This is a genomic window from Sphingomonas sp. Sphisp66 (assembly GCF_047324325.1).
Lineage (GTDB): Bacteria > Pseudomonadota > Alphaproteobacteria > Sphingomonadales > Sphingomonadaceae > Sphingomonas.
Genome location: NZ_CP168508.1, coordinates 426,266 through 451,782, shown reverse-complemented (window position 1 = coordinate 451,782; position 25,517 = coordinate 426,266). Strand labels below are relative to the sequence as shown.

General features: G+C 66.0%; 26 protein-coding genes. 15 read left to right on the top strand and 11 right to left on the bottom strand.

From position 1 onward, the window contains the following. Positions 1-72 precede the first annotated feature (72 nt). On the bottom strand, positions 73-951 hold the full coding sequence (locus tag ACEN8G_RS02205; protein ID WP_413414316.1) for an NAD(P)H-hydrate dehydratase: 879 nt from the start codon (positions 949-951) through the stop codon (positions 73-75). Then, a complete protein-coding gene (locus ACEN8G_RS02200) occupies positions 948-1,724 on the bottom strand; it encodes a histidine phosphatase family protein (RefSeq protein ID WP_413414315.1) in 777 nt (258 codons plus the stop codon). Before ACEN8G_RS02200 ends, ACEN8G_RS02205 begins: the two co-directional genes overlap by 4 nt. Before the next feature lie 125 nt (positions 1,725-1,849). Between ACEN8G_RS02200 and ACEN8G_RS02195 the strand changes: the two genes are divergently transcribed. The 7 genes from ACEN8G_RS02195 (at position 1,850) to ACEN8G_RS02165 (ending at position 6,753) form a co-directional block, all read left to right on the top strand. Beyond that, positions 1,850-2,815 (top strand): methyltransferase, encoded by a 966-nt coding sequence (locus ACEN8G_RS02195; RefSeq protein ID WP_413414314.1) that lies wholly within the window; start codon positions 1,850-1,852, stop codon positions 2,813-2,815. Continuing rightward, positions 2,816-3,736: a dimethylarginine dimethylaminohydrolase family protein gene (locus ACEN8G_RS02190; protein WP_413414313.1), complete on the top strand. Its 921-nt coding sequence runs from the start codon at positions 2,816-2,818 to the stop codon at positions 3,734-3,736. A 91-nt stretch (positions 3,737-3,827) separates the two neighbouring features. Beyond that, on the top strand, positions 3,828-4,430 hold the full coding sequence (locus tag ACEN8G_RS02185) for an SRPBCC family protein (protein WP_413414312.1): 603 nt from the start codon (positions 3,828-3,830) through the stop codon (positions 4,428-4,430). Between the two features lie 34 nt (positions 4,431-4,464). Continuing rightward, on the top strand, positions 4,465-5,655 hold the full coding sequence (locus ACEN8G_RS02180; RefSeq protein WP_413414311.1) for a zinc-dependent alcohol dehydrogenase: 1,191 nt from the start codon (positions 4,465-4,467) through the stop codon (positions 5,653-5,655). A gap of 5 nt (positions 5,656-5,660) precedes the next feature. Next, positions 5,661-6,443, top strand: a complete 783-nt coding sequence (locus ACEN8G_RS02175) for an SDR family NAD(P)-dependent oxidoreductase (protein ID WP_413414310.1) — start codon at positions 5,661-5,663, stop codon at positions 6,441-6,443. Positions 6,444-6,448: 5 nt separating this feature from the next. After that, complete coding sequence (locus tag ACEN8G_RS02170; protein ID WP_413414309.1) at positions 6,449-6,607, top strand: hypothetical protein; 159 nt, start codon at positions 6,449-6,451, stop codon at positions 6,605-6,607. Then, positions 6,604-6,753, top strand: a complete 150-nt coding sequence (locus ACEN8G_RS02165; RefSeq protein ID WP_413414308.1) for a hypothetical protein — start codon at positions 6,604-6,606, stop codon at positions 6,751-6,753. Before ACEN8G_RS02170 ends, ACEN8G_RS02165 begins: the two co-directional genes overlap by 4 nt. Positions 6,754-6,978: 225 nt before the next feature. On the opposite strand, the gene ACEN8G_RS02160 is transcribed toward ACEN8G_RS02165, so the two are convergent. Together ACEN8G_RS02160 and ACEN8G_RS02155 are read right to left on the bottom strand one after the other, a co-directional pair. Further along, a complete protein-coding gene (locus ACEN8G_RS02160; protein ID WP_413414307.1) occupies positions 6,979-7,116 on the bottom strand; it encodes a hypothetical protein in 138 nt (45 codons plus the stop codon). Further along, complete coding sequence (locus tag ACEN8G_RS02155) at positions 7,116-7,379, bottom strand: DksA/TraR family C4-type zinc finger protein (RefSeq protein WP_413414306.1); 264 nt, start codon at positions 7,377-7,379, stop codon at positions 7,116-7,118. Before ACEN8G_RS02155 ends, ACEN8G_RS02160 begins: the two co-directional genes overlap by 1 nt. A 395-nt stretch (positions 7,380-7,774) precedes the next feature. Between ACEN8G_RS02155 and ACEN8G_RS02150 the strand changes: the two genes are divergently transcribed. Together ACEN8G_RS02150 and ACEN8G_RS02145 are read left to right on the top strand one after the other, a co-directional pair. Continuing rightward, positions 7,775-7,987, top strand: coding sequence for a hypothetical protein (locus ACEN8G_RS02150; protein ID WP_413414305.1), 213 nt, complete (start codon positions 7,775-7,777; stop codon positions 7,985-7,987). Positions 7,988-8,040: 53 nt separating this feature from the next. Further along, positions 8,041-8,391: a hypothetical protein gene (locus ACEN8G_RS02145; RefSeq protein ID WP_413414304.1), complete on the top strand. Its 351-nt coding sequence runs from the start codon at positions 8,041-8,043 to the stop codon at positions 8,389-8,391. Positions 8,392-8,541: 150 nt separating this feature from the next. Here ACEN8G_RS02145 and ACEN8G_RS02140 read toward each other — a convergent pair whose 3' ends face one another. From ACEN8G_RS02140 to ACEN8G_RS02125, 4 genes are read right to left on the bottom strand one after another with little or no spacing between them, the layout of a single operon-like run. Further along, positions 8,542-9,660, bottom strand: coding sequence for a glycosidase (locus ACEN8G_RS02140; protein WP_413414303.1), 1,119 nt, complete (start codon positions 9,658-9,660; stop codon positions 8,542-8,544). Next, a complete protein-coding gene (locus ACEN8G_RS02135; protein WP_413414302.1) occupies positions 9,657-10,442 on the bottom strand; it encodes an SDR family oxidoreductase in 786 nt (261 codons plus the stop codon). The genes ACEN8G_RS02140 and ACEN8G_RS02135 overlap by 4 nt, the downstream gene beginning before the upstream one ends. A 50-nt stretch (positions 10,443-10,492) precedes the next feature. Further along, a complete protein-coding gene (locus ACEN8G_RS02130) occupies positions 10,493-11,647 on the bottom strand; it encodes a mechanosensitive ion channel family protein (RefSeq protein ID WP_413414301.1) in 1,155 nt (384 codons plus the stop codon). Between the two features lie 4 nt (positions 11,648-11,651). Continuing rightward, positions 11,652-13,538, bottom strand: coding sequence for a hypothetical protein (locus tag ACEN8G_RS02125; RefSeq protein WP_413414300.1), 1,887 nt, complete (start codon positions 13,536-13,538; stop codon positions 11,652-11,654). Between the two features lie 6 nt (positions 13,539-13,544). Between ACEN8G_RS02125 and ACEN8G_RS02120 the strand changes: the two genes are divergently transcribed. The 6 genes from ACEN8G_RS02120 to ACEN8G_RS02095 all read left to right on the top strand — a co-directional run bounded on the left by ACEN8G_RS02120 (position 13,545) and on the right by ACEN8G_RS02095 (position 21,117). After that, positions 13,545-13,952: a hypothetical protein gene (locus ACEN8G_RS02120; RefSeq protein WP_413414299.1), complete on the top strand. Its 408-nt coding sequence runs from the start codon at positions 13,545-13,547 to the stop codon at positions 13,950-13,952. 241 nt (positions 13,953-14,193) lie between these two features. After that, a complete protein-coding gene (locus tag ACEN8G_RS02115; protein ID WP_413414298.1) occupies positions 14,194-14,394 on the top strand; it encodes a hypothetical protein in 201 nt (66 codons plus the stop codon). Positions 14,395-14,568: 174 nt separating this feature from the next. Then, positions 14,569-15,672 carry an ATP-dependent DNA ligase gene (locus tag ACEN8G_RS02110; protein ID WP_413414297.1) on the top strand — a complete coding sequence of 368 codons (1,104 nt, stop codon included), beginning with the start codon at positions 14,569-14,571 and terminating at the stop codon, positions 15,670-15,672. Between the two features lie 122 nt (positions 15,673-15,794). Next, entirely contained in the window at positions 15,795-17,501 is a 1,707-nt protein-coding gene (locus ACEN8G_RS02105; protein WP_413414296.1) for a histidine kinase famiy protein, read from the top strand. 264 nt (positions 17,502-17,765) lie between these two features. Continuing rightward, on the top strand, positions 17,766-20,645 hold the full coding sequence (locus tag ACEN8G_RS02100) for a PAS domain-containing protein (protein ID WP_413740722.1): 2,880 nt from the start codon (positions 17,766-17,768) through the stop codon (positions 20,643-20,645). 280 nt (positions 20,646-20,925) lie between these two features. Further along, entirely contained in the window at positions 20,926-21,117 is a 192-nt protein-coding gene (locus ACEN8G_RS02095) for a hypothetical protein (protein WP_413414294.1), read from the top strand. A 281-nt stretch (positions 21,118-21,398) separates the two neighbouring features. On the opposite strand, the gene ACEN8G_RS02090 is transcribed toward ACEN8G_RS02095, so the two are convergent. The 3 genes from ACEN8G_RS02090 to ACEN8G_RS02080 all read right to left on the bottom strand — a co-directional run bounded on the left by ACEN8G_RS02090 (position 21,399) and on the right by ACEN8G_RS02080 (position 25,498). Further along, the gene (locus ACEN8G_RS02090) at positions 21,399-22,886 is read right to left on the bottom strand and encodes a phytoene desaturase (RefSeq protein WP_413414293.1); all 1,488 of its coding nucleotides are present in this window, start codon (positions 22,884-22,886) and stop codon (positions 21,399-21,401) included. 52 nt (positions 22,887-22,938) lie between these two features. After that, positions 22,939-24,798: a 4-hydroxy-3-methylbut-2-enyl diphosphate reductase gene (gene ispH, locus ACEN8G_RS02085; protein WP_413414292.1), complete on the bottom strand. Its 1,860-nt coding sequence runs from the start codon at positions 24,796-24,798 to the stop codon at positions 22,939-22,941. A 112-nt stretch (positions 24,799-24,910) separates the two neighbouring features. Further along, positions 24,911-25,498, bottom strand: a complete 588-nt coding sequence (locus tag ACEN8G_RS02080) for a PAS domain-containing protein (RefSeq protein WP_413414291.1) — start codon at positions 25,496-25,498, stop codon at positions 24,911-24,913. Positions 25,499-25,517: the final 19 nt, after the last annotated feature.

The following is a 25,517-nucleotide window of genomic DNA, read 5'->3' as shown; positions in this document are numbered from 1 at the left end:
AGGGATCGGATAGCAGGACGAACCGCACCCTGCCGCAGAGGCATCCACCGCGCATCGGCATCGCTTCTTCGCTCATGGCTTCGCATGCCGTTCCATAAGGGCGGGAACCTGCCCGGCGATCTCGCGCGCCAGGAAGCCCGTCGATCCGCGCCGTGCGAGGCTGCGGCCAGCCTCGCCGTGCAGCCAGACGGCCCAACCGGCAGCCACGCTCGGCGCCGTGCCGCGAGCCAGCAGGCCGCCGAGGATTCCGGCCAGGACATCGCCAGAGCCAGCCGTCGCCAAGCCCGGCCCGCCGCCGCGATAGTGCAGCGCTTCCTCGCCCGGCGCGGCGATCCAGGTCTCGGCCTGCTTCAGCACCACCACCGCGCCGAAGCGCTCGGCGGCCCGGGTCGCGAGGGCGGTTGGGCGATCGCGCACCTCCGCGTCGTCGCATTCCATGAGCGCCGCCATTTCTCCCGGATGGGGTGTCAACACGACCTTTCCGCGCGAGCGGATTCCCTCCGCGCATCCGCGGGCGCCGGCAATGGCGGCTGCGTCGATCACCATGGGAACCGCGGCTTCGTCGCTTGCCAGGACGCGGCGCAGGATCGGGGCCGCAGCCGATCCCTCGCCCATGCCCGGTCCCAGGACGAGGCTGTCGAAGCGGCCGAGCAGCTTTGCGAGGCCGCCGCCGGCATCGGCCGCCAGCTCACCTTCCTCATTGGCCGGAAGGCCGAAGACCGCCGCCTCCGGCATCGCCATCCCGAGAAGCAGCGCAGCGGGATCGACCGTCGCCAGCTGCACCTTGCCCGCGCCGGCGCGCAGCGCCGCTTCGCCGGTCAGTCGCAACGCGCCGGGAACCATGGTCGAGCCTCCGGCGGCGAGTACCCGGCCGCGTGCATTCTTGTTCGTATCGTCCTCGACTGCAGGCAGCGGGTGGCGCGTCAGCCAGTCCGCGTCGATCTCGCTCATCCCCGCGCACCCACCACGGCGTCAGGCGCGCTGGTGACCTCGGCCTGCGCATCTTCCTCGATCGGTGCGACCTCATTGTAGCGCTCGAGCCGGAGCCCGCCGTCCTTTCCCATCGCCGCGTCGAACGCATATTCGGTGACCGAGCAATTGGCGACGTCGCCGGCGGCGTCGATCGCGAGGATCTCGGCCTCGCTCAGATTCTCGATGACATATCTAAGGCACAGCACGACGACCTGGTGTCCGACGATGAGAACGCGGCGTCCGCCATAATGCAGCGACACCGTGTCGAGCAGGCTGCGAAGCCGGAGGATGACGTCGGCCCAGCTCTCGCCGCCGGGCGGGCGGTGATAGAATTTCCCGAGGAGCCGGCGAAACTCCGCCTGTTGCGGCTCCTGCGCCGCGACGCCCGCGGTGGTCAGTCCGTCGAGGATACCGAACTCCTTCTCGCGAAGCCGCTCGTCGACGCAGACCGGCTCGTCGGGATCGGCGCCGCCAGCGTCGCGGAACCGCCGTGCCGTCTCTCGGGCGCGCACATACGGACTGGCAAGGATCACCTCGGGCAGCCCGTGGCCGTTTCCCTGCGCGAACCAGCGGCCGAGCGCCTCCGACTGTTGCTCACCCAATGCCGACAAGGGTACGTCCACGTCCCGGAGGGTGAGCGGGATGCGCTCCAGGCCGGCCGCGTGTGCCTCGTCGCGTGCGACATTGCCGGCACTCTGGCCATGCCGCACGAGCCATAGCCTGGCCGGCCAGCGATGAGTGGAGTCGCCCAAATTGCCATGCCTCCCTGTCCTGGGCCAATCCAACGACCGGCGCGCTCGCGCGTTCCGCATGCGCAAGGCGCTGAAAAATCACGCCAATCGGAACGGCGATCAAAGCACCGTGTTGGAACGGTACGATGAAGCAACCCGACCAGATCATCGAGCAAAGCCGAACCGAGGATCTCGAGGCGCTGCTCCGGGCGCTCCGAGCCCGGGGATATCGCTTCGTGCCGCCAACCCCGGCAACGCATGCCCGCGTGCTCGCGCGCGATCCAGGTCGCAGGGCCTGCTCGCTTACGGCCATGCTGGGGTGGAGCCTGCCGTTCACCGCCGGCAGCGTGGATCCCGAGATCGAGATGCTGCTCACGCGTGCCGGCGCGATCGAGCGGGTGGGCGACCGGCTGAAGAGCCGCTTGCGGGTCGCGACGCTCGAAGACGATCTCTACCTCCACTCCGCCTACCCGACCACCAGCCGCGATTCGGTCTTCTTCGGGCCCGATAGCTATCGGTTCGCGCGCCTGATCCGCGCCGAGCTCGAGCGATCGCGCTGCCTGCCCGGCGCGACTGTCGTCGATATCGGCAGCGGAGCGGGCGTGGGCGGGATCGTCGCCGCGCGGCAGATCGCGGATGCCGAGCTGGTGCTGACGGATATCAACCCCGCAGCCCTGCAGCTCGCGCAGGCGAACGCCGCCGCTGCAGGCATCACGGTCGCGTTGCGCGAGGGCTCGCTGCTCGCCGGCTTTGCGGGATTCATCGATCTGGCCGTCGCCAATCCGCCTTATATCGTTGACGACGATGCCCGCGCCTATCGCGATGGTGGCGGCCTGAACGGCGCCGCGCTTTCAATCGACATGGCAGGAGCGGCGCTGCCCCGGCTCGCGCGCGATGGCCGGCTGATCCTCTATACCGGCAGCGCTATCGTCCGCGGCGAGGATGCGCTCGAGCCGGAGCTCGCCACGCTCGCCCGGCGGCATGGCTGCACCCTCGACTATGCCGAGATCGATCCCGACGTGTTCGGCGAAGAACTCGAGCGCGACGCCTATGCCGAGGTCGATCGCATCGCGGTGGTTTCGGCGATCTTCACGCGCGAACGGGATGATTGAATGAGACCGGAGTTCCTGCGTGTTCCCACCGACCGGGTTGCAGCATCGGCGCGCTGGACCGTGCGCGGCGAATGCGATCGGCTGACCGACGTCCTCCTATGCGGCCCGGCCTATCTGAGTCCCGTGCCGTGCTGCTCGGCGACGCGCGAGAGCCTCGAGCGCGGCTTTTCGACCGACACCGCTTTGGCGATACGCCAGCATCGTCGCCTTCGCGAGGTCCTGGAAGAGCGCGGGGTGCGCTGCCACCAGATCCTGCCGGCGCCAGACTTGCCCGACCTCTGCTTCACGCGCGACTGCGCGGTGACGACGCCCTGGGGGCCTGTGCTGCTCAATCCTGCAATGCCGCATCGGCGGCGCGAGGTGCGGCATGTCGAGCGTCATCTTCTTTCCCTGGGCATGCGGCCGCATCGGGTGACCGGGGGTGCGATCGAGGGCGGTGACGTCTGTGTCGCGCGCGAAGGACTTGCGATCATCGGGATATCGGGGGAGCGGACCGGTCCTGACGGTGCTGAAGCACTGGCGACCGTCTTCCGCGCGCATGGCTGGGACGTGATCCTCTGTCACTTCGATGCCTATCACCTCCATCTCGACACGATCTTCTGCATGCTCGATGCGCGTCACGCCCTGGCCTGTATCGAGGCGCTGCCGCAGCAGTTCCTCGATGCGGTCCGCGCGCGCGGCATCCGGTTGCTCGATGCGTGCCACGCCGAGGCGCGCGCGCTCGCCTGCAATATCGTGTCCCTGGACGGCCACGCCGTGCTGGTGGCGGCGGGACAGCCGCGACTGTCCGCACTGCTCCTGAAGTCCGGCTTCGACCCGGTCGAACTCGACATCTCGCAATTCGGTGCCTGTGGCGGTGGCCTGCACTGCTTAACCATGCCGCTCGCACGCATATCCGACCCATCTTTGCGACCTGGCTGAGCACCGAGCCAGTTTATCGGCGATCGGCGCTTTTCGGCGGAACGTCGGCGTCATCGCTTTGTTCTATCGGCATAATCTAAGGAGATGCCCGATGAGCGATTCGCTCCGGTCGAGGGACGATGCGCCCCTCGCGGCCTCTAAGCATGTCGGCGCGGCGGCGGACGCCGCCACCGACGCACTTATCGACAAGCCCAGCCAGGGCGATGCCGACATGCTGGTCGGCCGCGCCGTGACGATCAATCGGCCGCGGGCGGAGCTGTTCGCCTATTGGCGCGACTTCGCCAATCTCGCGACGGTGATGGAAAATGTCGAGCGCGTCGAAACGCTCGACGACCGGCGCTCGCACTGGGTGGTCAAGGCACCGGGCGGCAGGACGGTCGAATGGACGGCGGCGATCACCGAGGAACAGGACGGCAGCTTCATCGCCTGGGCGTCCGAGGAGGGCGCCGACGTGCCCAATAGCGGCCGGATCGATTTCAGCGACGCCCAGGGCGGTCGCGGCACGATCGTCACCGCGACGATCCTCTACGATCCGCCTGCGGGCACGATCGGCAAGCTCATCGCCAAGATGTTCCAGCGCGAGCCCGCCATCCAGGCGCGCCGCGATCTGCGCCGCTTCAAGCAGCTGATGGAAACCGGCGAGATCGCCACCGGCGCGCGCAACCAGCGTCTCCAGAACGAGGGGAAGAACTGATGCGCGCGCGTCTTTTTGAAGAGGGAGCACGCTGATGCGCGCACTGGCATGGCACGGTAAGCACGACGTCCGCGTCGACACGGTCGACGATCCCGAGATCCTCAATCCCCGCGACGCGATCATCAAGGTGACATCCACCGCGATCTGCGGCTCGGACCTCCACCTCTATGACGGCTATATCCCGACGATGATGGCCGGCGACATTCTCGGCCATGAGTTCATGGGCGAGGTGGTCGAGACGGGTCCCAAATCGACTCTGAAGAAGGGCCAGCGCGTCGTGGTGCCGTTCACCATCGCGTGCGGCAGCTGCTATCATTGCGGCAAGCATCAGTACTCGGCGTGCGACAACGGTCTGCCTGCCGACAATCAGGACATCGCGCAGGAAGCCTATGGCCAGCCGATGTCCGGGCTGTTCGGCTACAGCCACATGACGGGCGGCTATTCCGGCGGCCAGGCCGAATATGTCCGCGTGCCGTTCAGCGATGTTGGCCCGATCGTGGTGCCCGACGGCGTCGAGGACGAGAAGGTCCTGTTCCTCTCGGACATCCTGCCGACTGGCTGGATGGCGGCAGAGAACGCCCAGATCGAGCCTGGCGACACGGTGGCGGTCTGGGGCTGCGGCCCGGTCGGTCTGTTCGCGGTCCAGTCAGCGTTCCTGATGGGCGCCGAGCGGGTGATCGCGATCGACCATTTCCCGCACAGGCTAGAGCTGGCGAAGCGCTTCGGCGCGGAGACGATCAACTTCGAGGAAAGCGCGACCTATGAGGCGCTGATGCTGATGACCGGCGGGATCGGCCCCGATGCGGTGATCGATGCCGTCGGACTCGAGGCGCACGGCTTCTTCGTCGACAATGTCATCGACCAGATAAAGGCATCGACCTTTCTCGGCACAGATCGCACCCATTCGATCCGCCAGGCGATCCATGCCTGTAGGAAGGGCGGCCGCGTCTCGATGCCCGCAGTCTATGGCGGCTTCGTCGACAAGTTTCCCTTGGGCGCGTTCATGGAGAAGGGGCTGACGCTCAAGACCGGGCAGACACATGTCCAGCACTACATGCCCGGGCTGCTCAACGCGATCATGGAAGGCAAGATCGATACCACCTTCCTGATCAGCCACACCCTGCCGCTCGAGCAGGCACCCGATGGCTACAAGATGTTCCACGACAACCAGAACGAAGTGACCAAGGTCGTGCTCAAGCCCGGCCTGGCGCTCGCAGCGGAGTAGGCGAAATGGCGAACAAGCTAGCGATCGTGACCGGCGCGTCGACCGGCATCGGCTTTGAACTGGCGACGCTGGCCGCGAAGCAGGGCTATGACCTGCTCGTCGTCGCCGACGAGCCGCTGATCGACGCGGCGGCGGCGGATTTCCGGCAGTTCGGCACCGACGTCCAGTCGGTCCAGGCCGACCTGGCCACCATCGACGGAGTCGATACGCTGCTCGCCGCAGCCGGTGGCCGGCGGATCGACTTGGTCTGCGCCAATGCCGGGGTCGGCACGGGCGGCCCGTTCCTCGAGCAGGACGTCGCGACCTGGCGCCATTCGATCGACACCAACGTCACCGGCACCGTCTACCTTCTCCAGAAGGCACTGCAGACGATGGTCGCGCAGGGCTCGGGCAAGCTGCTCGTGACCGGTTCGATCGCCGGCTATATCCCGGGCAGCTTCAACGCCGTCTACAACGCGACCAAGGCGTTCGTGGACAATTTCACCGAGGCGCTGCGCAACGAGATCAAGGAGGTGGAAGGCGTCACGCTCACCACCTTGATGCCGGGGCCGACCGACACCGAGTTCTTCGCACGGGCGGAGATGCTCGACACCAAGGTGGGCCAGCAGGACAAGGCCGATCCCGCCAAGGTCGCAAAGGATGGCTGGGACGCGCTCATGGCAGGCAAGGGACACATCGTCTCTGGCCTTTCCAACAAGCTTCAGGTCGCCGGATCGGGGGTGGTACCGCAGTCGATGCTCGCCGAGATGCATCGCGGCATGGCCGAACCCGGCTCGGGCAAGGAGTGAATGCAATGGACCGCGATCCTTCAGAACCGCCCGCCGATGCGGGCCAGGACCCGAACGAGCAGACACCAGGGAGCCTAAAGCCCGAAAGGGTCGAGGATCGGCCGGGCGTCGGCATCGTGAAGCCTGAGGATTACCCCGAACCCGCGGCAGGAGAGAATACATGACCGACAAGCGCGATCAGGGCCCGAACGAGGACGAGCGCGTCAATCCGGGCAGTACGGAAACCGATCCTTCCGCCAAGTCCGCCGAGACCCCGGCGGAAGGCGCGGACGACGTGCCGCCGCGTGAACCCGGGTCGCCTGCCGGCTGACCGACCGGGCCTTGAAGCTTTCAGCCCGGCGACACCCCAGTTTGGCCAACCACGCGGCATAGGGCATGTTGCGCACGAGATAACGGTTGAAGTCGGAAGCTTCGTCCGCCCACCAGACCCGCCCACGCTCGCCAAGGGCGCGCTTTGCCCGATCGACCGCGGCGCGGGCCAGCGCCCGGCCATCGTGATGGCGCTTCGACTACAATACCGCCGGGCGCGCCGCCATTATGCCTGCACCAGTGCATCGCGCTCGTGCGCGGCCACGTCCGGATTGGCCATTCGCCTCAATCGGCCGCGCACGACGAAATAGCGGCCGTCGGGCGTCACCGGATATTTGCCCGCGTGCCGCATCGCCTCGGCCATCAGCGCAGCTGGCTGTCCTTGCTGCCCCGCCGGTTGATCCCGGTCGATCGGACCGCGGCATCGCGGTCCGACTGACACGCGATGCAGGTGCGGCTCGCCGGCTGCGCCTTGCGCCGGGCCTCGGGAATTTCCTCCCCGCAATCCTGGCAGGTGCGGGAGCCCTCACCGGTTGCGAGCCTCGCACGCGCAAGGCTCACCGCGTCGGTGAACGTGTCCTCGATCTGCTCCTGGACGGCGCCGTCCTGCGCCCAGCCATTGGCCATGTGCGATCCTTCCTTTGCGAGAACGCGCGGCAGCGGGCGCGAGTGCCGGCCACCCGAAAAGCGAAAGGCCGCCCTTTCGGACGGCCCTTCCATTGTCATCCGAACGCGGACGGCTCAGCCGAACCGGACCCCCGCGGTGGAGGTCATGCTCAGAATTCCCGCCGCGCGCGGCATGTGACAATGAGACATCCGACCACCTCCTTTCCGTTGTTGACGATAGCCGGGATGTGGGACGCGCAGGCCGTCATTTCAATCACAAGATTCTGAGATCGCATATGTTTTTTGAAATCGCCCGCCCTCGACGAACGGAGCAAGTGCATGGCGGATGGCCCTGGCGTCGATCAGGAACCTGCTCGATCCCGCCTCGTTGTGTTGGTGGGGGCACGGAGCATGCCATGACCGAGATCGACCGCCTCATCGCCAAATCGGAAGCGGAGCTTCGCCGAGCGAAGGCCGCGCAGTCCATCGAGAAGCGCGACCGTCACGTGATGTGCTCCGAGCGCCTGCTCGACCAGGCCTGGCGCCTGAACGAGGCGGATGCGGCTCTGCCCCCGCTCGAGAGCAGCCTGTGGCGTGCGGGTGTCGATGCGATGCGCGAGGCTGCCTGAGAGCGGCAGAACACGCGCTGGGCGGCGCGGCGAGAATCCCAAGGAGAGATGTCATGACCCATCATGTTCCCGGCGAGCCGGGGCCGCAGGATTTTCGCGAGAATGCCGAGCACAGTCGGGATGCCGGCACCGCCGACGAGAGCGCCGGCAATGCCAATGCGGCCACCTCGGCCGATGCGGAGCGCCAGGATGCCGACGGCATTCCCCAGACCGGCGAGGAGGACCCGCTCGCGCAGGTGAGCGACGGCGAGTCGAGTGCCGGGGCTGCCGAGTTTGCGCGCGGGGAGCGCGCCGACGCATCGGGAGGCTCGGTCGACGGAAGCTACAGCATCGAGCCCGGCCATATCCGGGGCTCCGCAGAGGATATCGTGGCCGGGGGTACGGGACCGGGCCCGAGCGGCTGACCGCCGGTCAGGGTTATTGCTCCGCGCAAGGTTGAGGCGCTCGGGCGCAGGGATGGTGCCCTGGCTATGTACCCAATCGGGGTTTGCGCCCGGGGCGCACCATCCCGGCCGGAACTGCCGGTGAACCATCCGGCTGGAGACGCGGTGATATCAGGCGAAGGCCGCTTTCGGCACATGGGTGATACGCGACGCCAGGTCGGCCTCGCCCGATGCGATCACATAATGGTCCTCGGCATCCGCAATCCCCGTCGTGAACACGACGTCGCGGACGTACATCTTGTCCTCCAGAGGACGGGTGAGCTCCGGCGCGGCTTCGAGCAACGGCATGTGCTCGGTTCGCACGACCCGCGCTGGATCGTCACGGTCGAGGATCGACCAGTAGGTGCGATAGATGCCGACGATCTCCTTGGGCTCGACGCCGTGCCACAAGGTCAGCCAGCCTCGATCGGTCAGGATCGGCGGGGTGCCGCCGCCCATGCGGGCAGTATGCATTGTGGTGGCGTGCGGGCGGATGCCGGGTTCGATATGGGGTTTCCAGTGGAGGGCATCGGGCGAGGTAGCGAGATTGATCGAAGGTCCGCCACGCCATTCGCTGCCGGGCGGGTAGGTGAAGTACAGGTCGCCGAGCGGCCGGGTCTGGGCCCAGTATTTGCCGCCGATCAGGCCCTCGAAGATCAGCATGTCCTTGTTCTGGTGATCGAGGATGATGTCCTCGAAGGCGAAATCGAGCCCGTTGCCCGAGCTGTACAGCGTGGTCGAATGGCGCTCGGGACTGACCGAGCAGGTGGTCATGAGCCAGCGATCGCCCACCCTGGACACTCGCGCATCCTCGATGCCGTAGCATTGGTAGCTGCCTTGCGGTGCGATAGCCTTGCCATAGTGGACGGCGACGATCTCAAGTCCGTCCGGTGTCAGCTCGACCGGCAGGATCCAGGACAGCGAGGTCAGCGCCATCACCTTCCAGCGCCCGCCGCGGATCAGGAACTTGCGAGGGTCGGAGGTGTCCGTGAGCTCGAGCGGCCAGGCATCGAGCACATACTTTCCCGCCTCCCAGCGGATCGCATGAATTTGCCCGTCGAAGATCGGCCTGCGCAGTGCTTCCGCAACGCGCACGAAGATCGCGAGGTTGCCGTTGGGCAGTCGCGTCAGTGCCGGATTGAATGCGCCGAGCACATAGGTCTCGGCATCGAAATGCCCCGCCAGAGGCGACCGGGACAGATCTACATCGTCGGGACCGAAGATCAGCCGGTCGACTGCATAGGCGCTCATTCCGCACCCCGCGCGCGCGGCGCGATCGATATCTGCTGCACTACCGAACGGCGCGGCTGGGTGAGGACGTAGTGCACGCCGACCGCGATGTCCTCGGCGCGCAGCATCGTCTCCTTGCGATTCTCCTCCGCCTGTTCCTCAGCCGTGAAGCTCGGATACTGAAAATCCGCGCCGGTCTTCGCCGGCTCGATATTGCAGACCTTGATGCCCTTCGGCCCGAGTTCCTTGCGCACCGCCTCGGCAAAACCAGCAATGCCGGCCTTCATGCCGGCATACACGCTGCCTTCGGCCCCGAGCAGGTGCGCGGAAACAGAGCCGATAAAGACGATGTCGCCGTGATCCCGCATCACCTCGACCGCCGCATAGGCCGTTGTCAGATAGGCCGTGAAGTCGACGGCGATGGCGTAGCGAAGCTCGTCGGCGCGCATCGTCGTGAGCCCCTTGGCCGGAATCGCCGCGTTGATGATCGCAATGTCGAAGCCGCCACCGAAATACTCCTTGGCCGCTGCGACGAAGCGCTCCACGCCGTCGATCTCGGCGAGGTCGATATTGATCCCGTCGCCCCGGCCGACTTCGCGGATGCGCTGCAGGCCATCTTCGAGATGCTGGGGATCGCGCCCGCATATGAAGACATCGACACCCTCGGAGGCGAGCAGCACGGCAATGGCGCGGCCGATGCCCGTGGTCCCGCCCGTGATGATCGCCTTTCGGCCGTCCAGCCCGGGCATGTCGGTATGCGCATCGGACAGGTTGGTGACGGGCGGTTCGGCCGGATCGGTCATCGCTTCACTCCTCTTGAGTCGACAGGGTTGGCAGGGCCCGGTTCCCGCGTTCACGCCGCTTCATCGCGGACCGTCGCGGGCGGTGTCGGCTTGGTCTTTTCCGCGAGCAGATTCACCATCGTCGGGTAGGCAAAGCTGACCTGGTTATCGCGAAGGCAGGCGAGCAGCGCGGCCGCGACCCTGTCGCGCGCCTCGGGCGGGAAATCGGTTTCGATCGATTCGAACTCGACGTCGTAGCTCAGGCCGTTGTCCGAAAACCCGTTCACGCCGCCATGGACCAGCGTGTAGCCCTCGCTCTCGACGACCTCGCCGAACAGCGATGGCAGCCGCCTGATCAATTCCGGCGGCGTTGCGTAGCCGAGATGGAAATCGAACTTGAAGCGGTTGCGCGCGCGCCGGGTGGTATTGAGGATCTCGAAATCGAGCAGTCGGCGATTGGCGATGATGCGCTCCTCGCCGTTCGGACCGCGGATACGGGTGGATTTGAGCCCGATTGCCATCACTTCGCCCGAGCCGGCGCCCTTGTCATAGGAGATCGAATCTCCGAGCCGGAAAGGTTTGTCGAAGATGATCGCCAGCGCGGCGAACAGGTCGGCAAAGATGCCCTGCGCGGCGAGGCCGATCGCGATGCCGCCAACGCCGAGCCCGGCGATCAGGCCGGTGACGTTGACGCCCAGGTTGCTGAGCACGACGATGACTGCGACCGCGAACAGGGTGATGGTGACGAGCAAACGGATGATTCCGAGCGCGCTGGCCAGGCCTTGGCCGCGATACCCCTGTTCCTGGGTGCGATGCTCGATCGCGCCGAAGATGATCTCGCGCGTCCAGATCGCGGCCTGGAACACCGCCGAGATCGTGAACAGGAACGCGACTGTCGTTTGGACCGCCGGCGGCGGACCGGCATAGCCGCTCACCAGCCGCGCCGATGTCATGATGATGAAGAACTGGCCGGTCCTGGCCAGTGCCCGGCCCAGAATGCTGTACCAGGTGGCGACGCCCTGGCCCTTCTTGCAGAGCCGCAGACCCCAGCCTTTAAGGAACTGGAGCAGGACGAAGATCAGCGCGCCGGCGACGAGCGCGACGACGATCTCGAGCCAGTGTGAGCCGATCCATGCGGACCCGTCGGCGGTCAGCACGTCTATCCGATCGGACAGGTTGCGGCGCGCGAACGTGGTGAGCGACGGGGTGGCGGCAGCGTCTCCCATCGTCTCACTCCCAGGTCAGGATGACGCGGCCATTGGCGGGCACGCGGTAATCGACGCGATCGGCGGATTGGGTGTGCGCCCGCAGCACGTCGCCGCCCGCGGTCGTCACGCGCAGGCCCGGCAGTTTCCGCCGCGGTAGCCGAACGAAGCTCAGTCCCGCGCTGCAGGTCTCGCCGCCGTCGAGCGTCAGCGTCAGCGCGCGGTCGCCGGTGCGCTCTCGCGCCCGAACGAAGTGATCGCAGTAGAGCCGGAACGGCGCGCCCTCGACCTGGTGGAAGGCGCGCGTGGCGAAGACGAACGCCGCGCCGGCGCCATAGACTTCCTGGCCGACCTGGCCGGCCGGCTGGCCGTCCGGATAGAGATCCTCGAGCGGGAAGCTCAACGTGCGATCGACATGTCCGTTGGCCTCGCGCTGCTTGGGCGAGATCGCCTCGGGCGGCAGGGCGTCGGGATAATAGAACCAGGCGCGATCGAGTGCATATTTGCAATATTCGGCGATCAGCATCCGGGCGGCCGGCTCCAGATCCGGGCCGCTGTCGCTCAGGTAGAGTTCGAATGCCGTGTACGAATCGAAGCATTCGTAGATGGCCATATAGGGCGCGTCCTGCAGGCAGGTGACGCCCAGGAAATTCTTGTAGTGCCTGGCAAGTTCGAGCTCGCTCTCCCAGATTTCGCAATTGTGGAAGAAGCTGGCGAGGTAGACGTAGCTTTGCTCAAGATAGACCGGTTCGTTCGTGATCCGCCACAGCCGCATGCAGGCCGCAGCACCCCAGGCGGTGAGGTTGGCCTGGTAATTGACGTCGAAACGCAGCCCCATCGCCGCGTCGATTGCGGCGCGGGCCTCGTCGAGATACTGCTTGTCGTCGGTCAGTTCGAATGCCTGGAGCATCACCCAGGCATAGACGCCCCCGACATCGGTCTGGCCGCGCCCGTCCGCGCCCGCGACCTCGACGATCACCGAAAAGTCCGTGACCTTGTACTGGACGGGCCATTCATAACCGAAATGATGCGCGGCCTTGATCCCGTAGCCGATCGATTTGAGGAACAGTCGGCGCGCGGCCGCATCCCCATCCAGTGCCAGCCGCCCGAGATTGAGCATCGGATGGTAGAGATACCAGCTGTCGACCGCGTCCGGATCCTTGTCCGCGCCGACATTGGGCAGGTGGCGCCGCAGAGCCTCGAGCCTGGTGTCGTAGAATTTGTCGAGGCCCGCCTTGAACTCTTGCTCCAGAGGATGGGGTTCGCCGTGCCATTTCCCCCAATCATGGATCGCCGCGACGATCGACATCTGTACCATGATGTCAGGATATTCGGCAGCGGTATAAGGGTGAACATAGCGGTGGCCGTAATGACGGATCGTGGCTTCGGGTGCCTGATCGAGATCGCGGAGCGTGCGTTCTGCGCGCCTGATCCAGTCGCGATATTCGGTGTGCGGCAGCTCGATCGACCTGTACGCGGTGCCGAGCATCTGGAGGAACTGGCGCGCCGATTCCCGCTCGTGGCGCGGCGCCTCGTGGCGGAAGACCAGGATGGCGTCGGACAGGGTGACTTCCTCGCCCGGCATAAGCGGGTTGGCCGGCGGGACGCCGTTCTGCGGCGGCGTGGGTGGCAGATAACCGAGTTCGGGCCAGTTGCCGCCGACCACTCCGTCCGGCTTGGTCTTCGTCGCGAGAAAATAGGGATTCAGCGCGGTCAGGTTCTGGAAATAGAGGACGTTGCCAAAGGCCGGCTCCTCGATCCGGAAATAGACGATGCCCGCGTTCAATCCGCGCTGCCCCGCCTCGATGATACCGGTGGCTCCGAGGGGATCGTCGTCGGCGTCGAGCGGATAGAGATCGCGCGGCACGTATGGCGACAGCAGCTTCACGGCCGGCGTGAACCGCACCGTCATCCGCATATGCTCCAGCGCATCCATGCCGCCGCGAAGGACCAGGAGATGCGTACCCAGAACGCTATCGACTTTGATCCGGGCGGCCTCGCCGGCTTCGGGCTTGAGGCTGACGCACTCGAAGTCGACCATGAGATATGCGGCACGCAGCGCAAGGCCGCCCCGGTTCTCGCGCCGAACTACGACCCACAGGGAATCGGAAGCGGTGCAGATGTCGACCGACAGCTCGCCAACCTCGAAGCCGGCGAGTTTCTTCACGCCGCGCGAGAACGCTTCTCGCACCGCAAGCGTGAATGCGCTCACTTCTGCAAGGTTGGCCTTCGCGGCAACCGTCGTCATCCAATCACCTCAACCAGCGCGAGCACAAACCCGCGTTCGGTGAACCGGCGCTTTCCGACGATGTTCCTGAATTTCTGACCGGTCTAACCTGCATTAGGACGATTGGAGTTCGCCGCCGGCTGGAACCCATTAACGAGCAGGACGGCGTCCTCGGGGGAAGGCGTGCGGGTGATGGACATGAGGAACCCCGAGCCGAAGAATTCGAACATAATGTGAACGAAACTCCCTGTCTCGCGCCCGGTATCCGGGCCGTCCAAGCGGCCGCAGGAGAATGCGACGGGCTGCGGGACATTTGCGTGGCGCAATCCGTTTTTCGCTCATGTCCCGCAACAACCATCGCCTCGACCCGATCGTCGCCATCGGCTTGCTGACCCGGCGTGACCTGGACCGGCTCGGCGCCGCCTTCGAGGGTGCGATCCCCATCGCCGAGGACGACATGTTCGGCGACTTGCTGGCCCAGCTCGACCGGCTCGAGGTAGAGCCTCTCGGAAAGGGGATCGTGATCCGCCCCGGGGGATGACGAGACTGGCAACACTGCGCCGTGCCGGAACGTGCAGCCGGCCGTGCTTCCGTTCAAGCGGAGCAAGACAGACTCGCAAGGGCTGGCGTCCGGAACACGCGCGAAGCCTGGCTCGACGTCCCGCGAAACGCATCGGGCGCCCGACAGTTGGTCCCCGGGAGGCGAGGAGTGCCGATGGCTGTACGCAAATCCCTGAAGACGAATGCGGGCGACGCGCCTCCGGCCGTCGCGCCCATCGCGCCGATGGAGGCGCTGCTGGTTGAGGCGCTGCCCGAGCCGCCGGGCTGGCAGTACGAGCCCAAATGGGACGGCTTCCGCGCGATCGTGACGCGCGACGGCGACAGGGTCGAGATCTGGTCCAAGTCGGGTAAGCCGCTCGGCCGCTATTTCCCGGAAGTGCTCGAAACCGTGCGCGGGCTCGACGAGACGCATCTCCTGCTCGATGGCGAGCTGGTCGTGCCCATCGGTACCCACCTGTCGTTCGATGCGCTGCAGGCCCGGCTGCATCCGGCGGCGTCACGTATCGCCAGACTGTCGCGCGAGACGCCCGCCCGGCTGATCCTGTTCGATTGCCTGGAAATCGGGGACCGGCTGCTCGCCGGCGAACCTTTGAGCGATCGCCGCGCGGCGCTGGAGGCGCTGGCGACGCGCTTCGCGACCCCGGCGCTCGTCCTGTCGCCGGCATCATACGCGTTGGATCAGGCCAGGACCTGGCTCGCCGAGAGCGGCGGGGCACTGGACGGGGTCGTCGCCAAGCCGCTTGGCCAGCCCTATGCTGCCGGCGCCCGAGCAATGCGCAAGGTCAAGCAGCTGCGTACCGCGGACTGCGTGGTCGGCGGCTATCGCAAGACCGCCAAGGGCGGCGTCGCGTCGCTGCTGCTCGGGCTGTTCGACGAAGCAGGGCGACTGGATCTGGTCGGATTCTGTTCGGCCTTTGGCAGCCAGGAGCGCGAGGCGCTGGCCAAGGCCCTCGCTTCGCACGAAGGCGGGCCCGGCTTCACCGGCAGGGCGCCGGGGGGCCCCAGCCGCTGGAACCCGGCGAAGACCGCCGCCTATATCGCGCTCGGCCACGATCTCGTCGCCGAATTCGTCTACGACCAGGTCACTGCCGGGCGTTTCCGGCATGCGACCCGCTTCCTGCGCTGGCGCCCGGACAAGGCGGCGCGGCAATGCACGACCGATCTGCTCGTCCGCGAACTCGCGCCGGCCGAGATGCTGGAGCTGACCGGCGTGGTGGAGACCGGCGGGCGCGCACATGCCGGGGGGCCGTCGGGCTAGCGCGGCTGTCGTTTCGGATCGCCTGCCCGCAGTTGGCCTTGGATTCCGGCCAACCTGCAGGTGCCTTGGAAACCGAAACGCGCCGCGAACATTCTTATCAGAGATTTTCTTCGAGGATCAGGGTGACGAGCAAGGACCACGGCGAAGCCGATATTGCCCAGCAAGCGACCGGCGAGCCGGCGGGCGATCTCAAGGACCCAACGTCGTACAGCCCGACGGGCAACAAGGGGGAGCGGCACTGGAAGCGTTCCACCGTGGCCGAGCCTGGGCTCGACCAGCGTGGCACCGTCTTCTTCGCGGCGCTTCAGATGACACGCATGCCGATGATCCTCACCGATCCCCGGCAGGACGACAACCCGATCGTCTTTTCGAACAAGGCCTTTCTCGACCTGACCGGCTATGCGGAGGCAGAGGTGGTCGGGCGCAATTGCCGCTTCCTTCAGGGCGCCGACACCGACCGGGAGACGGTGCGCGAACTCCGCGACGCGGTCGCCGCGGAGGAAGCGATCTCGATCGAGATCCTCAACTATCGCCGTGACGGCTCGGCCTTCTGGAACGCGGTGTTCGTGGCGCCCGTCTACGACGCCGATGGCCAGCTCATCTATTTCTTCGCCAGCCAGCTCGACGTGACGCGCCGGCGCTCCTCCGAACAGGCCTTCCGCCAGGCGCAGAAGATGGAGGCGATCGGCCAGCTGACCGCCGGCCTCGCCCATGACTTCAACAACCTGCTTCAGGTCGTCGCGGGCAATCTGGACCTGCTGCACGGTGATACGCTGACCCAGCGGCAGCACCGGCTGATCGACAACGCCGCACGTGCCGCTGACCGCGGGTCAAAGCTGACCCGGCAGTTGCTTGCCTTTGCCCGCAAGACCCGCCTCGAGCCCAAGCGCACCGATCTCAATGGCCTGATCCACGCCTTTGGCGACCTGATCGACAATACCGTCGGAGCACAGGTCCGCCTGATCACCACGCTCGAGCGCCGCCTGCCCGAGATCGACATCGATCCGACTCATCTGGAAATGGCAGTGCTCAACGTGCTCATCAACGCACGGGACGCCATGCCCCAGGGCGGCAAGGTGACGATCGCGACCGAACTGTGGAAGCTCAACGGCAATGCCGCCGCGCACCAGCTTCCCGAGGGCGACTATGTCGTGCTCGCGATCACCGACGAGGGGGCAGGCATGAGCGAGGAAGTCCGCCAGCGCGCGACCGAGCCTTTCTTCACTACCAAGGGCAGCGAGCGCGGTACCGGTCTCGGCCTCGCCATGGTGCACGGCTTCGTCCAGCAATCGCGCGGTCGGCTCGAGATCGATTCCGAGCCCGGCCGCGGCACCACTATCCGCATGCTGTTCCCGGTGGCGGGCACGGAGAGCGTCGCGGCGCCCGCGCCGCGTGTCGACAGGGCCAGTACCGGCGGCAGCGAGACGATCCTGCTGGTCGAGGACAGCGACGACGTACGCGCGCTCGCCCAGGAACAGCTCGAGGCGCTCGGCTATACTGTGCTGGTCGTATCGAGCGGCGAGGAGGCGCTGGCCCTGCTCGGGAACCGGCAAGTCGATCTCCTGTTCACCGATATCGTGATGCCGGGCGGGATGAGCGGCCTGGAACTGGTCGAGCAATTCCAGGCGCTGCGGCCAGAGACGCCGATCCTCATGACCACGGGTTACAACGAGGACCTGGTCGCCGACATTCCGCGCGGCAGCCGCCTCGACGTAATCGGAAAGCCCTATCGCCGCCAGGAGCTCGCGGACCGTATCCGCATCGCACTCGATCGCCATTCGTCCGGCGAGCGTTCTGTCGAACAGGGCTTCGGGCACAAGGAAGGCTGACAGCTCCGCTGCGTACGGGATAACGGACTGGCGTTGTAATAATGCTCGCCCTGTAGCGGCCGGGGGGGGCAAGCGTGCCGCCGCTTGCGGGCCTGCATCCTCCCCGCCGACGGGCTAGCCACGACGGCTGGCCCGATGACTGAGATGCTGTAATATCAAGCAGATATTGGCTGGTGACGGTCGTCGCGGCCAGAGGGGGATGACGAGATCGTGACACCTTCCGGCCTTGTTGGCGGCGGCAGCACCGGCGACCTCATTCGCTCGATGAACTGGAGCGACACGTCGCTCGGTGCCATCGAGGCGTGGCCGACAGAGCTGCTGGCGCATGTCCAGATCGTTCTGGCGTCCCCGGTACCCATGGCGCTGCTCTGGGGCTCGGATGGCATTCTCCTCTACAATGACGGCTATGCGGAGGTCTGCGGGCCTCGGCATCCGGGAGCGCTTGGCGCCAGGTTGCTCGAAGCCTGGCCGGAGGCGAGCGCGTTCAATGCGCGCGTGCTGGACGCCGGGATGCGCGGCGAATCCCTCAGCTTTCATGCCCAGGAACTCGAACTGTGGCGATATGGTCATCCCGAGAAGGTCTGGATGGACCTCGAATACCTCCCCATTCGTGATGGGGCCGGACAACCGGTTGGAATGCTCGCGCTGGTCTTCGATATCACGCAGCGAATCCTCGCCGAGCATCGGCTTGCGCGCAGCGAAGAACTGTATCGTTTCCTCGACGAGCTCAGCCAGGCAGTGACGCCGTTGCACGACGCCCAGCAGGTTCTCTCGGTTACCGTGCGCATGGTCGCGGCGCATCTGGCGGTAACCAACTGCGCCTATGCCGACATGGACCCGGATGCCAATGGCTTCACCATCCGTGGAAACTGGCACGCTGAGGGCTCACCCTCGATCCTGGGCCATTACAGCCTCGCCGATTTCGGACGGCTTGCCGTATCGGAGCTGAGCGCCGGCAGACCGCTGATCATCAACGACAATATGATCGAGATCGCGCCCGAGGAGGCCAGGACCTTCCAGGATATCGGGGTCGCCGCGACGGTCTGCATGCCACTGGTAAAGAACGGCCGCCTGACTGCCCTGATGGCCATTCACGACAAGGTGCCGCGCCGCTGGAGCGACTATGAGCTGACCGTCATGCGCGAAGTGACGAGCCGTTCCTGGGCCCATGTCGAGCGGGTCGCAGCGGAAGCCGGTCTTCGAGCGAGCGAGGAGCAGCTTCGTCTTGCGCTGGACGCCGCAGAGATCGGGCAGTGGGACGTCGATATTGTCGCGGAAACCCTGTTCTGGCCGCCGCGGCTCAAGGCCATGTTCGGCATCTCGCCCGACGTCCCGATCTCGATGAAGGACTTCTATGCTGGTCTGCATCCCGACGACTTTGAAGCTGTCGTTGCGGCCTATGCTGCCGCTGCCGATCCCGAGCGCCGCGCGGTATATGACGTCGAGTATCGCACGATCGGCAAGGAGGACGGTCTAGTCCGCTGGGTCGCTGCCAAGGGGCGCGGGGTATTCGAGGAAGGTAAGTGCGTCCGCATAATCGGCACTGCCATCGATATAACCGCGCGCAAGCGGACCGAGCGCGCGCTGCGCGAGCTGAACGAGACACTGGAACTGCGCGTGGCCGAGGGACTGGCCGAGCGCAAGCTCCTTGCCGACGTGGTAGAGAACACGACCGCGATCATCTTTGTCGCCGACCTCGATTATCGCTGGCTGGCGGTGAACCGCGCCGCAGCCAGGGCCTTCGAGGCGGCTTATGGTGTGACACCTCGTATCGGCGCCTCGATGCTCGATGTGCTGGCCGATCTACCCGAACACCGCGAGCAGGTGCGGCGGACCTGGGGGCGGGCGCTTGCCGGTGAGGAATTCACGATTGTCGAGGAGTTCGGTGACCCGGACCGCGAGCGACGCTTCTTCGAGATCAATTTCAACGCGCTCCGCGATGGCTCGGGCCGGCAAATCGGCGCCTATCAGATCGTACACGATGTCACCGAGCGCATCGCCGAGCAGCACCGCCTTGCCCAGGCGGAGGAGCAGCTGCGCCAGTCCCAGAAGGTCGAGGCGCTCGGCCAGTTGACCGGCGGCGTCGCGCACGACTTCAACAATCTCCTGACCCCGATTATCGGTTCGCTGGACTTGCTCAGCCGCAAGCAGCTCGGCAACGAGCGCGAGCAGCGGCTCGTGGCAGGCGCACTCCAGTCGGCAGAGCGCGCCCGTACCCTGGTGCAGCGCCTGCTGGCCTTTGCGCGGCAACAGCCACTCCAGCCGACGGCGATTGATGTGGCAGCCCTTGTCGCCGGCATGGGCGACCTGGTCGCGAGCACGACGGGCCCGCAGGTTCAGGTGCTGGTCGAGGCGCCCAGTGACCTTCCTCCGGCCATGGCCGACTATAATCAGGTCGAGATGGCACTGTTGAACCTGAGTGTGAACGCGCGAGATGCCATGCCCGATGGCGGCACGCTCCGCATCAGCGCCGCCTCGCGCGAAGTGGCAGGCAGGGAGTCGGGCGAGCTGCGACCCGGGCCATATGTGATGATCTCGGTGGCAGATACCGGGAGCGGCATGAATCCCGAGACGCTGGCGCGCGCCATCGAACCTTTCTTCTCCACCAAGGGTATCGGCAAGGGCACCGGTCTCGGGCTCTCGATGGTCCACGGCCTGGCGCAGCAACTGGGCGGTGGCATTCGCATCTTCAGCACACCAGGGGTTGGTACCAATGTCGAGATCTGGCTGCCCGCCGCGGCAGAGGGCTCGATACCACTGCCGGCAGGCACCGCGAAGGTGGTCACGGAACGAGGACACCGGGGCCGAGCCCTGCTCGTCGACGACGAGGAGGCGGTACGTGCGAGCACCGCGCATATGCTGGAAGAATGCGGCTTCGACGTGGTGGAGGCGGAATCCGCCGAGGTCGCTCTCAGACGCCTGGAGGGCGGCCAGGAATTTACGGTGCTCGTGACCGATCATCTCATGCCAGGCATGGACGGGACCCAGCTCGCCAAGGCTGTCCACGCGATTCGGCCCGGGCTGCCTTGCCTCATCGTGTCGGGTTATGCCGATGTCGAGGAAATCGCCCCGGACCTGTCGCGGCTGACCAAGCCGTTCCGCGCGAGTGAGTTGCGCGAAGCGCTGGCCGGGCTTGGCCTTTGAGAGACTGTCCGGACGTGCGTCTGGCGCATTCACCGGGCCGGCGCGCCTGCGGCAGCCGGAGCGAACCCGTTGCATGGCTCCACATCGAGCAGGACCCGCTGGAGGGCCAAATTTCAGGACCGGGCGGGCGGCTTCGACTTGACCTGCGCCAATGGCCCGGCAGGATAATGGAGCGATATCGGGCGAGGACGACGGCGCGGGGCGCGCTGGCCGTTCGAACCGTTCGATGTCGTGGAGATTTGCGGCACGTGGCTCGAAGGACACAGGACAGGGAGCAGCAATGAAACAGATTGGCGGTGACGGATCGACTCTTTTCTCGCTGACGCCGGCGGAGTGGGATAAACTGCGAGAAGGGATCGAGAGCAATCGGCTGGCCTCCCCCGTTTCCATTCACCCGGAGGGCCCCGCCGGGGGCCTTGTCCGCTTTCATTCGCTCGAGGACGCTGACCTCGCGCTGCTCGCCATTGCCTGAGGTCACCGTCGCACCCTCGGCCTGATCGCTTCATGTCAGAAGCTGATCGAGCCCGATGCGGAGCAACAATGTTTTCTGAAATCGGCGTCGAGGACCGGAACTCCGGCAGGACGGGGCAGTTTCGTATGGACCGGGCCGACGCGGGGCCAGTGCCGCGATCGGCCCGGACCAGGGCGCCGGCGGATTCGGATGATGCGCCGTTTGGATGTCCGCTACCGAAGCCGGTTTCTCACCAACACTGAGTTTAGGGTGCCGTCGCAAGGTCGTCTTCATCTGCGCGCTTAGCGCGAGCCGGGGCGATGCCTGTCGAGGATCAGGGACGCCGTCGCCTTGGCGCTTGCAACGACGCCTGGGATCCCGGCACCCGGATGCGTGCCAGCGCCGACGAAATAGAGGTTTGGAAAATGGTCGTCGCGATTATGGGCGCGAAAATACGCGCTCTGCGTCAGTAGCGGCTCGAGGCTGAAGGCGTTGCCCAGATGCGCGCCGAGATCGGCCGCGAAGTCGGCGGGGCTGTAATGGAAAACAGTGGCAATTCTGCTGCGTACATCCGGGATGAGCGTTTGCTCGATCCGGTCCAGCACGGTTTCCCGGTAGTTCATGCCGAAGGTCTGCCAGTCAGGATCGGCCGCGCCGAGGTGTGGAACCGGCGCGAGCGCATACAGCGTCGAGCACCCCGGAGGAGCCAGCGAAGGGTCTGTGGCGCTTGGATGATGCAGATAGAGGGACGGGTCGCCCGGCAGGCGACCTCGATCGTAGATATCCTCCAGGAGAGGTTTGTAGCGATCGGAGAACAGGATCGTATGATGTGCGACCTGTGGCAGACTGCCACGCAGGCCGAGATGCAGCACGAACAGGCTCGGCGAGAAGCGCTTGCGCTTCAGAGCGCGGGCCTTCGCTGCGGCGTGGCGGCTGCCCGCAATCAGTCCGTAGCTGTGCACCAGGTCTCCGTTGGAGACGACAGTTTCCGCCTTGAGGACAAGGCCGCTGCGTGTCCGCACGCCAGTGACGGTTCTCTCCTCATGGCTTATCTGCTCGACCGGGTCGGAGAGGATCAGCGTTCCGCCAAGGCGCTCGAACTGCCGCGCCATGCCGCTGACAAGCGCATTGGTCCCGCCCCTGGCGAACCAGACGCCTCCGCGCTTTTCGAGAGCGTGGATGAGGGCATATATGCTGCTCGTGCGCATCGGGTTTCCACCGACCAGCAGAGTGTGGAAGGAAAAAGCCTGTCGCAGCTTCTCGTTGGCAATGTGTTCGCTGACAGCCGCATAGACCGAGCGCCAGGCGCGGCGCCGTACCAGGGCCGGGGCGGCGCGGGCCATATCTGCCGGCCGCAGGAAAGGTTTTGCACCAAGCTCGACATAGCCGGTCCGGTACACTGCTTCGGAATAGGCCAGGAAGCGCGCATAGCCGGCGATATCGTCCGGCGCGAAACGGGCAATCTCGGCCCTGAGCGCAGCCTCGTCGTTGGAATAGTCGAACCGGGAACCGTCATTCCACAGCAGCCGGTAAAAGGGCGATACGGGCAAGAGATCGACATCCTGCTCGATGCGACTGCCTGACAGCGCCCAGAGCTCGCGCAGGCAGTCCGGATCCGTGATCACGGTCGGCCCGGCGTCGAAAGTGAAGCCATCGCGTTGCCACATATAGGCCCGCCCGCCCGGTCGATCGCGGGCTTCGACGATGGTGGTGGCGATGCCCGCGCTTTGCAGGCGCAGGGCGAGCGCAAGCCCGCCAAAGCCGGCACCGATGATCAGGGCAGTGGTCATGGGAGAAAATTCCAGCTCTGGAGGACGCGTTGCCGGGCATATCGCCCGAAGCTCAATGGGTGCGCGAAATCGCGAAGCCGGTGATCTCGCGAAGCCGGTCGGCGCGGGCGCCGAACTGCTCGAGATCCTCCAGACACGCCTGGGCGAGCGATGCCGAACGGTGCCGTGCGCCTTCCAGCCCCAGAATCTCGATCGCCGTGCGTCTGCCGGCAGCCCGGTCCTTGCCGACGCGCTTGCCCATTTCAGCTGCGGAGCCGACCCGGTCGAGGATATCGTCCCGGATCTGGAAGGCGAGGCCGAGCTTCTGCGAGAAGCGCAAAAGCCGGTCGCGATCCGCGCCGTCGCAGCCCGCGATGAGCGTGGCTCCTTCGACACAGAAACCCAGCAGATTGCCGGTCTTGAGCTGCTCGCATCGCTCGATCTCAGCCGCCGGGGCGTCGATGTCGGGGTAGAGGTCCATCATCTGCCCCAGAGCCAGCCCATCCTTGCCGATGGTCCTTGCAAGTGCGCTGACAAGACCCGCGCGTATCGCCGGATCGGAATGCGCACGCTCGTCGGCCAGCATCTCGAACGCGAGCGCAAGCAGCGCGTCTCCCGCAAGCACGGCAGTGGCTTCGTCGTAGGCACGGTGCAGGCTGGGCTTCCCGCGCCGGAAATCGTCATTGTCCATGCAGGGCAGATCGTCATGCACCAGCGACTGCGCATGGAGGCATTCTATCGCCGCGGCGATCCAGATCGCATGCCGGTACTCCGCGCCGAGCATCTCGGCGACGAGCACCGTCAGCAAGCCGCGAAGCCGCTTGCCGCCGCCCAGGACCGCGTAGCGCATTGCATCGCAGAGCCGCGGCTGAGCGCCTGGTGAAACCGGCACGAGGACGCGTTCGAGACAACGCTCGACGTCACGCCGGACGGCCTCGCTGCGCGCATCCAGCGAGATTTCATCCATCGGCGTCATCGGCACCGGCCTGAATGAGGCCGCCTCGATCTTTCCGCCAGTCTCCTGCGCCACATAACCGAGCGTCTCAAGGCGATCGACAACGGCCCCGATTGCCTCGCCGGGCGCTGAAGCAGCTGCGGTGAGTGCCACGATGTCGACGCCGGCCAGGCGGCCGCTGTCGAGCGACTGGGCATCGGGCACGAGCTGGGCATCCGGGCACCCGGCTGCCAAAGACACTTCGACGAGACGTCGCGCATTGGAGGACAGAGGATCGCCGACCACGATCACGTGACCCGCCTTCGCCGCCAGGGCTTGGATCGCTTCCTGGCGATTGGAGGTCGCGTAACAGATGTCGCTTGCGCGCGGGACCGAAACGTCGCGGAAGCGAGCCTTGATGGCGGCGATGATGGTCGCCGCCTCATGCGCCGCGAAGGTCGTCTGGATCGCATAGCCGACCGCGATATTGTCGGCGAGCCCCAGTCCGCTCACGTCTGCCGGGGATCCGACCACCGAGATGGCGCCTGGCGGTACCTGTCCCAGCGTGCCGATGATCTCCGGATGCCCCTGATGACCGATAAGCAGCACATGGCGGCCGGCATGATATTCGTCGAGCACATGCGCATGCACCTTCGCGACCAGTGGGCAGGTCGTATCGAGCGTCCGGAGGCCGCGTTCACGCGCCTCGCGCAGAACGGCCTGCGGGACGCCATGCGCCGACAGGATCGTGACGGCGCCTGCCGGAATTTCGGCCAGCTCGGACACGAATATGGCGCCGCGCGCCATCAGCCGGTCGACGACATGCTGGTTGTGGACGATGTGGCGGCGCACATAGACCGGTGCGCCATGAAGGGTGAGTGCGTCCTCGACCGCTGCGATCGCCCGCTCGACGCCGGCACAGAAGCCGCGCGGATTGGCCAGCAACAGGATCTTGCCGCCTTCGGTTTCTGGGCGTGGCGCGGCGCTGTCGTGCGGCATGCAGGTTCCCGGCATTGGCCCCACGCTGCCAGCCAGGGCGTCGCGGGGTGTTGAACGGGATCGAAGCTAGGGCGGCTGAACCGCACCACCAGATGTACTTAGGGGCAGCTGCTCAGTAGCCGGCTTCCACGGCTATGCGAATTGCGTCCGCGCTGGAGGTGACGCCAAGCGCGTCCAGCAACGCAGCCCGGTGCATCTTGACGGTGCGCTCGCTGACCTGGAGCAGGTGCGCGATCTGCTTGTTCAGTTTGCCGGTCGACAGCAGCATGAGGATTTCGCGCTGCCTTGGGCTGAGCCTGGCGACGCGCTCGCGCGCCAGACTCCGCTGCGGCCGGTCCGCGCCTTCGGGATCGGCCAGAGCGACCTGCGAACCCAGGAAATACTCCACTTCGCCGTCGGCGTCGAAGATCGGCGCCACCATGACCGCGTTGCGAAAGCTGGAGCCGTCTTTCCGGTAATTCAGGATTTCCACCATGACGGGCTGACGCGCGCGGATGCCGGCGCGCAGGGTTTCGCTGAGTGCCGGTTCGGTGCCCGGGCCGCTGAGAAAGCGGCAGTTCCGGCCAAGAACCTCCGTTTTCGAATAGCCGGTCAGGGCCAGAAACGAAGCATTGCACGCGATGATCGGGTTGTCGGGCAATCGCGGGTTGCTGATCACAGCGGCGGTCGCGCTGGTCTCGATCATGTCCAGGATCACCATGAGCGAAGCGTAGCGCCTC

Excerpts from the sequence above, each read along its gene's own strand:
- ACEN8G_RS02205 (WP_413414316.1), bottom strand. The coding sequence starts at position 951 with ATGAGCGAGATCGACGCGGACTGGCTGACGCGCCACCCGCTGCCTGCA.
- ACEN8G_RS02195 (WP_413414314.1), top strand. The coding sequence starts at position 1,850 with ATGAAGCAACCCGACCAGATCATCGAGCAAAGCCGAACCGAGGATCTC.
- ACEN8G_RS02190 (WP_413414313.1), top strand. The coding sequence starts at position 2,816 with ATGAGACCGGAGTTCCTGCGTGTTCCCACCGACCGGGTTGCAGCATCG.
- ACEN8G_RS02185 (WP_413414312.1), top strand. The coding sequence starts at position 3,828 with ATGAGCGATTCGCTCCGGTCGAGGGACGATGCGCCCCTCGCGGCCTCT.
- ACEN8G_RS02180 (WP_413414311.1), top strand. The coding sequence starts at position 4,465 with ATGCGCGCACTGGCATGGCACGGTAAGCACGACGTCCGCGTCGACACG.
- ACEN8G_RS02175 (WP_413414310.1), top strand. The coding sequence starts at position 5,661 with ATGGCGAACAAGCTAGCGATCGTGACCGGCGCGTCGACCGGCATCGGC.
- ACEN8G_RS02170 (WP_413414309.1), top strand. The coding sequence starts at position 6,449 with ATGGACCGCGATCCTTCAGAACCGCCCGCCGATGCGGGCCAGGACCCG.
- ACEN8G_RS02165 (WP_413414308.1), top strand. The coding sequence starts at position 6,604 with ATGACCGACAAGCGCGATCAGGGCCCGAACGAGGACGAGCGCGTCAAT.
- ACEN8G_RS02160 (WP_413414307.1), bottom strand. The coding sequence starts at position 7,116 with ATGGCCGAGGCGATGCGGCACGCGGGCAAATATCCGGTGACGCCCGAC.
- ACEN8G_RS02155 (WP_413414306.1), bottom strand. The coding sequence starts at position 7,379 with ATGGCCAATGGCTGGGCGCAGGACGGCGCCGTCCAGGAGCAGATCGAG.
- ACEN8G_RS02150 (WP_413414305.1), top strand. The coding sequence starts at position 7,775 with ATGACCGAGATCGACCGCCTCATCGCCAAATCGGAAGCGGAGCTTCGC.
- ACEN8G_RS02145 (WP_413414304.1), top strand. The coding sequence starts at position 8,041 with ATGACCCATCATGTTCCCGGCGAGCCGGGGCCGCAGGATTTTCGCGAG.
- ACEN8G_RS02140 (WP_413414303.1), bottom strand. The coding sequence starts at position 9,660 with ATGAGCGCCTATGCAGTCGACCGGCTGATCTTCGGTCCCGACGATGTA.
- ACEN8G_RS02135 (WP_413414302.1), bottom strand. The coding sequence starts at position 10,442 with ATGACCGATCCGGCCGAACCGCCCGTCACCAACCTGTCCGATGCGCAT.
- ACEN8G_RS02130 (WP_413414301.1), bottom strand. The coding sequence starts at position 11,647 with ATGGGAGACGCTGCCGCCACCCCGTCGCTCACCACGTTCGCGCGCCGC.
- ACEN8G_RS02125 (WP_413414300.1), bottom strand. The coding sequence starts at position 13,538 with ATGACGGTGCGGTTCACGCCGGCCGTGAAGCTGCTGTCGCCATACGTG.
- ACEN8G_RS02120 (WP_413414299.1), top strand. The coding sequence starts at position 13,545 with ATGCTCCAGCGCATCCATGCCGCCGCGAAGGACCAGGAGATGCGTACC.
- ACEN8G_RS02115 (WP_413414298.1), top strand. The coding sequence starts at position 14,194 with ATGTCCCGCAACAACCATCGCCTCGACCCGATCGTCGCCATCGGCTTG.
- ACEN8G_RS02110 (WP_413414297.1), top strand. The coding sequence starts at position 14,569 with ATGGCTGTACGCAAATCCCTGAAGACGAATGCGGGCGACGCGCCTCCG.
- ACEN8G_RS02100 (WP_413740722.1), top strand. The coding sequence starts at position 17,766 with ATGAACTGGAGCGACACGTCGCTCGGTGCCATCGAGGCGTGGCCGACA.
- ACEN8G_RS02095 (WP_413414294.1), top strand. The coding sequence starts at position 20,926 with ATGAAACAGATTGGCGGTGACGGATCGACTCTTTTCTCGCTGACGCCG.
- ACEN8G_RS02090 (WP_413414293.1), bottom strand. The coding sequence starts at position 22,886 with ATGACCACTGCCCTGATCATCGGTGCCGGCTTTGGCGGGCTTGCGCTC.
- ispH (WP_413414292.1), bottom strand. The coding sequence starts at position 24,798 with ATGCCGCACGACAGCGCCGCGCCACGCCCAGAAACCGAAGGCGGCAAG.
- ACEN8G_RS02080 (WP_413414291.1), bottom strand. The coding sequence starts at position 25,498 with ATGGTGATCCTGGACATGATCGAGACCAGCGCGACCGCCGCTGTGATC.